The following is a 4,235-nucleotide window of genomic DNA, read 5'->3' as shown; positions in this document are numbered from 1 at the left end:
ACATCGTTTCGAACGCAATCAACGGTTCGCTGGCCGTTTCCGGATCGTCCCGGCGCCAGCCTGTGTTCAATCCGGCGACGGGCGAGGCGATCGCCGAACTGCCGCTGTCGACGGTCGCCGAATTGAACGGTGCCGTCGATGCCGCAAAAGCCGCCCAGCCGGCCTGGGGCGCGATGCCGCCGCTCAAGCGCGCGCGGATGATGTTCCGGTTCAAGGAGCTGCTCGACGCCCATGCCGCCGACATCGCGCGCGCCATTTCGCGCGAGCACGGCAAGACCCATGACGATGCGCTGGGCGAGGTGGCGCGCGGCATCGAGGTGGTCGAGTTCGCCTGCGGCATTCCGCATCTCTTGAAGGGCGCGTTCTCGCGCAATGTCGGCCCCTCCGTCGACAGCTATTCGGACCGGCAGCCGCTCGGCGTGGTCGCCGGCATCACGCCGTTCAACTTCCCGGCCATGGTTCCGCTTTGGATGTATCCGGTCGCCGTCGCCTGCGGCAACGCCTTCATTCTCAAACCGTCCGAGCGCGACCCGTCCGCGCCGATGCTGGTCTGCGACCTGTTCAGGCAGGCCGGCTTTCCGGACGGCGTGCTCAATGTCGTGCATGGCGACAAGGAGGTGGTCGACGCGATCCTCGATCATCCGGACATCAAGGCGGTCTCGTTCGTCGGCTCCACGCCGATCGCGCACCATGTCTATATGCGCGGCACGCAGGCCGGCAAACGCGTGCAGGCGCTGGGCGGCGCCAAGAACCACATGGTGGTGATGCCCGACGCCGACATGGACAAGGCGGCCGACGCGCTGATGGGCGCGGGCTACGGCTCGGCCGGCGAGCGCTGCATGGCGATCTCGGTCGCCGTGCCGGTGGGCGACAAGACCGCCGACGCGCTCGTCGAAAGGCTCAAGCCGCGCGTCGAAAGCCTGCGCATCGGTCCGTCCACCGATCCGGACGCCGATATGGGGCCGCTCGTCACCAAACAGGCGCAGGAGCGGGTGCTCGGCTATATCGACACCGGTGTCGAAGAGGGCGCCGATCTGGTGGTGGACGGGCGCGGTTTCTCCCTTCAGGGCTATGAGAACGGCTATTTCGTCGGCGGCACGCTGTTCGACCGGGTGACCACCGACATGACGATCTATCGCGAAGAGATCTTCGGCCCCGTGCTGTCCGTCGTGCGCGCGGGGAGCTATGACGAGGCGGTGCGCATGATCGACGCCCACGAATATGGCAACGGCACCGCCATCTTCACCCGCGACGGAGACACCGCGCGCGATTTCTGCGACCGGATCGAGGTCGGCATGGTCGGCGTCAACGTGCCGATCCCGGTGCCGGTGGCCTATCACTCCTTCGGCGGCTGGAAGCGCTCGCTGTTCGGCGACCATTCCATCTACGGCCCCGAGGGCGTGCGCTTCTATACGCGGTTGAAGACGGTGACGACGCGCTGGCCGGAAGGCATCAAGGATGGCGCTGTCTTCACCTTCCCGGCGTGAGCGAAAAGAAAAGGACAAGGACCATGCCCGCAGCCCCCGGCGAGAACCTGCGCATCGATGGCGACCGGCTGTGGGACACGATCCACGCCATGGCCGAGATCGGGCCGGGGATCGCGGGCGGCTCCAACCGGCAGACGGTGACCGACGAGGACGGCGAGGGGCGGCGCCTGTTCCAGCGCTGGTGCGAGCAGGCCGGCCTGACCATGGGCATCGATCAGATGGGCACCATGTTCATGCGCCGCGAGGGCACCGATCCCGACGCGCTGCCGGTCTATGTCGGCTCGCATCTGGACACGCAGCCCACCGGCGGGCGCTATGACGGTGTTTTGGGCGTCCTTGCCGGGCTCGAAATCGTGCGCACCATGAACGATCTCGACATCAGGACCAGGCACCCGATCGTCGTGACCAACTGGACCAACGAAGAAGGCGCGCGCTTTGCGCCGGCGATGATGGCGTCCGGCGTGTTCGCCGGCGTGCTCGACCAGGCCGATGTCTACGAACACACCGACGCCGAGGGCAGGACCTTCGGCGACGAACTGGAGCGCATCGGCTGGAAGGGCGAGGAAAAAGTCGGCGACCGAAAGATGCACGCCTTCTTCGAACTGCACATCGAGCAGGGGCCGATCCTCGAAGCCGAGGGCAAGGATATCGGCGTCGTCACGCACGGCCAGGGTCTCCGGTGGATCGAATGCACGGTGACCGGCAAGGAAAGCCATACCGGTTCGACGCCGATGCCGATGCGCAAGAATGCGGGCAGGGGCCTCGCGCAGGTCACCGAGCTTGTGCACGCCATCGCCATGGCGAACGCGCCCAACGCGGTCGGCGCGATCGGCCATATCGACGTCTATCCGAACTCGCGCAACATCATTCCCGGCAAGGTCGTGTTCACGGTCGATTTCCGGTCGCATGAGCTGGAGACGTTGCTGGCCATGTATGATCGCTTCATGGCCGAGGCGCCGAAGCTGTGCGCCGATATCGGCGTCGAATTCTCCGCCGAGATCGTCGGCCAGTTCGACCCGCCCGCGTTCGATGAGGATTGCGTCACAATGATCCGCGAGGCGGCCGAGCGGCTGGGCTATGCGCATCGCGACATCATTTCCGGCGCCGGCCACGATGCGTGCTGGATCAACCGCGTCGCGCCGACGGCGATGGTGATGTGCCCGTGCGTCGACGGGCTTTCGCACAATGAGGCCGAGGAGATCACGAAGGATTGGGCGAAAGCCGGCGCGGACGTCCTGTTCCACGCGGTGATGGAAAAGGCGGAGATCGTGGGGTGAGGCAAGTGTCAAACGCCACAGTCAGCCAGGCACGTGCACTTCGTCGAAACATGACAGATGGCGAGCGGAGATTGTGGTCGGAGTTGCGCGCGTTCAAGAACAGGTACGGCGTTCATGTAAGGCGGCAAGCGCCGATCGGACCTTACATTCCAGACTTCGCTATCCACGATCTGAATCTGGTCATCGAGATCGATGGCCAGCACCATTTTGAGCCTGATCAGATCGTTCGTGACCGGCAGCGCGACGATTGGCTGCGTGGACAGGGCTATAAGGTGTTGCGGTTCAACACGGGTGAACTTGCTGACAGTTTCGATGGCTGCGTCGAAGAGATCATGCGCGAAGCGGGGATCATATAATGCCTCTTCTTACCCCCACCCTTCATCCCTCCCCACAAGGGGGAGGGAAGGCCTCGACATTGCGCCACAATACTGTTCTTCAAACCTTGCTCGATGCTTGTGGAATGCCAGCAGTGTTGATGTCCTCCCTCCCCCTTGTGGGGAGGGATGAAGGGTGGGGGGTGCTTAGGCGATGAAGCTTGATGAATATGTCAAACAGACGCTCTTGGATATCACCAATGGTGTCGCGGAAGCCCAAAGTGAGTCTCAACTGTTCATCGCACCTGGCCGTATTGACCAAGACAGCGTTACATCGCCGCAAATGGTGTCGTTTGAGGTGATGGTGACTGTCGAAGCCGAAGGAGCGGGCAGTATTAAGGTGTTGAGTTTGGCGGAGGTTGGGGGTCCGGCAAATCGTGCATATACGCAGAAGGTGTCGTTCGAGGTGCCGGTCTATTTTCAATTGCAAACTGAACGCCATCCACGTGGCCGCGTTCATTTTACTGAAGCGGAAGCGGAGAAGTCATCATGACCACCACCACCATCAGGAACGGCACGATCGTCACCGCCGATCTGACCTATAGGGCCGATGTCAGGATCGAGGGCGGGGTGATCGCCGAGATCGGCGAGAACCTGTCGGGCGGCACCGAACTGGACGCGACGGGCTGCTATGTCATGCCCGGCGGCATCGACCCGCACGTGCACCTCGAAATGCCGTTCATGGGCACCTACTCGTCCGACGATTTCGAAAGCGGCACGCGCGCGGCGCTTTCGGGCGGCACCACCATGGTGGTCGATTTCTGCCTGCCCGAGCCCGAGCAGTCGCTTATGGACGCGCTCAAGCGCTGGGACAACAAATCGACCCGCGCCCATTGCGACTATGGCTTCCACATGGCGGTCACCTGGTGGGGCGAACAGGTGTTCAACGAGATGCCGGAGGTCGTCAGGCGCGGCATCAACACCTTCAAGCATTTCATGGCCTACAAGGGCGCGCTGATGGTGAACGATGACGAGATGTTCGCTTCGTTCCGCCGCTGCGCCGAACTGGGCGCGCTGCCGCTGGTGCATGCCGAAAATGGCGATGTCGTCGCCGATCTGCAGGCCAAGCTTCTCGCCGAAGGCAACAATGGGCCCGA

Annotated in this window: 5 protein-coding genes; all 5 read left to right on the top strand. The window is 63.4% G+C overall.

Translation table 11 applies throughout. The features are described from left to right. Positions 1-2: 2 nt before the first annotated feature. Entirely contained in the window at positions 3-1,487 is a 1,485-nt protein-coding gene (locus AC5E6L_RS11740; protein ID WP_491773483.1) for a CoA-acylating methylmalonate-semialdehyde dehydrogenase, read from the top strand. 23 nt (positions 1,488-1,510) lie between these two features. Beyond that, on the top strand, positions 1,511-2,764 hold the full coding sequence (locus tag AC5E6L_RS11735; RefSeq protein WP_491773481.1) for a Zn-dependent hydrolase: 1,254 nt from the start codon (positions 1,511-1,513) through the stop codon (positions 2,762-2,764). After that, positions 2,761-3,120 (top strand): endonuclease domain-containing protein, encoded by a 360-nt coding sequence (locus AC5E6L_RS11730; RefSeq protein ID WP_491773479.1) that lies wholly within the window; start codon positions 2,761-2,763, stop codon positions 3,118-3,120. Before AC5E6L_RS11735 ends, AC5E6L_RS11730 begins: the two co-directional genes overlap by 4 nt. Positions 3,121-3,292: 172 nt before the next feature. Next, the gene (locus tag AC5E6L_RS11725; RefSeq protein ID WP_491773477.1) at positions 3,293-3,631 is read left to right on the top strand and encodes a hypothetical protein; all 339 of its coding nucleotides are present in this window, start codon (positions 3,293-3,295) and stop codon (positions 3,629-3,631) included. Further along, a partial coding sequence (locus AC5E6L_RS11720) for an amidohydrolase family protein (RefSeq protein ID WP_491773475.1) occupies positions 3,628-4,235 on the top strand: 608 nt, incomplete at its 3' end. The genes AC5E6L_RS11725 and AC5E6L_RS11720, both read left to right, overlap by 4 nt.

The sequence above is a fragment of the Roseitalea sp. genome (assembly GCF_984466335.1).
This window is presented reverse-complemented; position numbering and strand designations above follow the sequence as displayed.

Bases quoted from the DNA above. Each gene is read 5' to 3' on its own strand.
- AC5E6L_RS11725 (WP_491773477.1), top strand. From the start codon at position 3,293: ATGAAGCTTGATGAATATGTCAAACAGACGCTCTTGGATATCACCAAT.
- AC5E6L_RS11735 (WP_491773481.1), top strand. From the start codon at position 1,511: ATGCCCGCAGCCCCCGGCGAGAACCTGCGCATCGATGGCGACCGGCTG.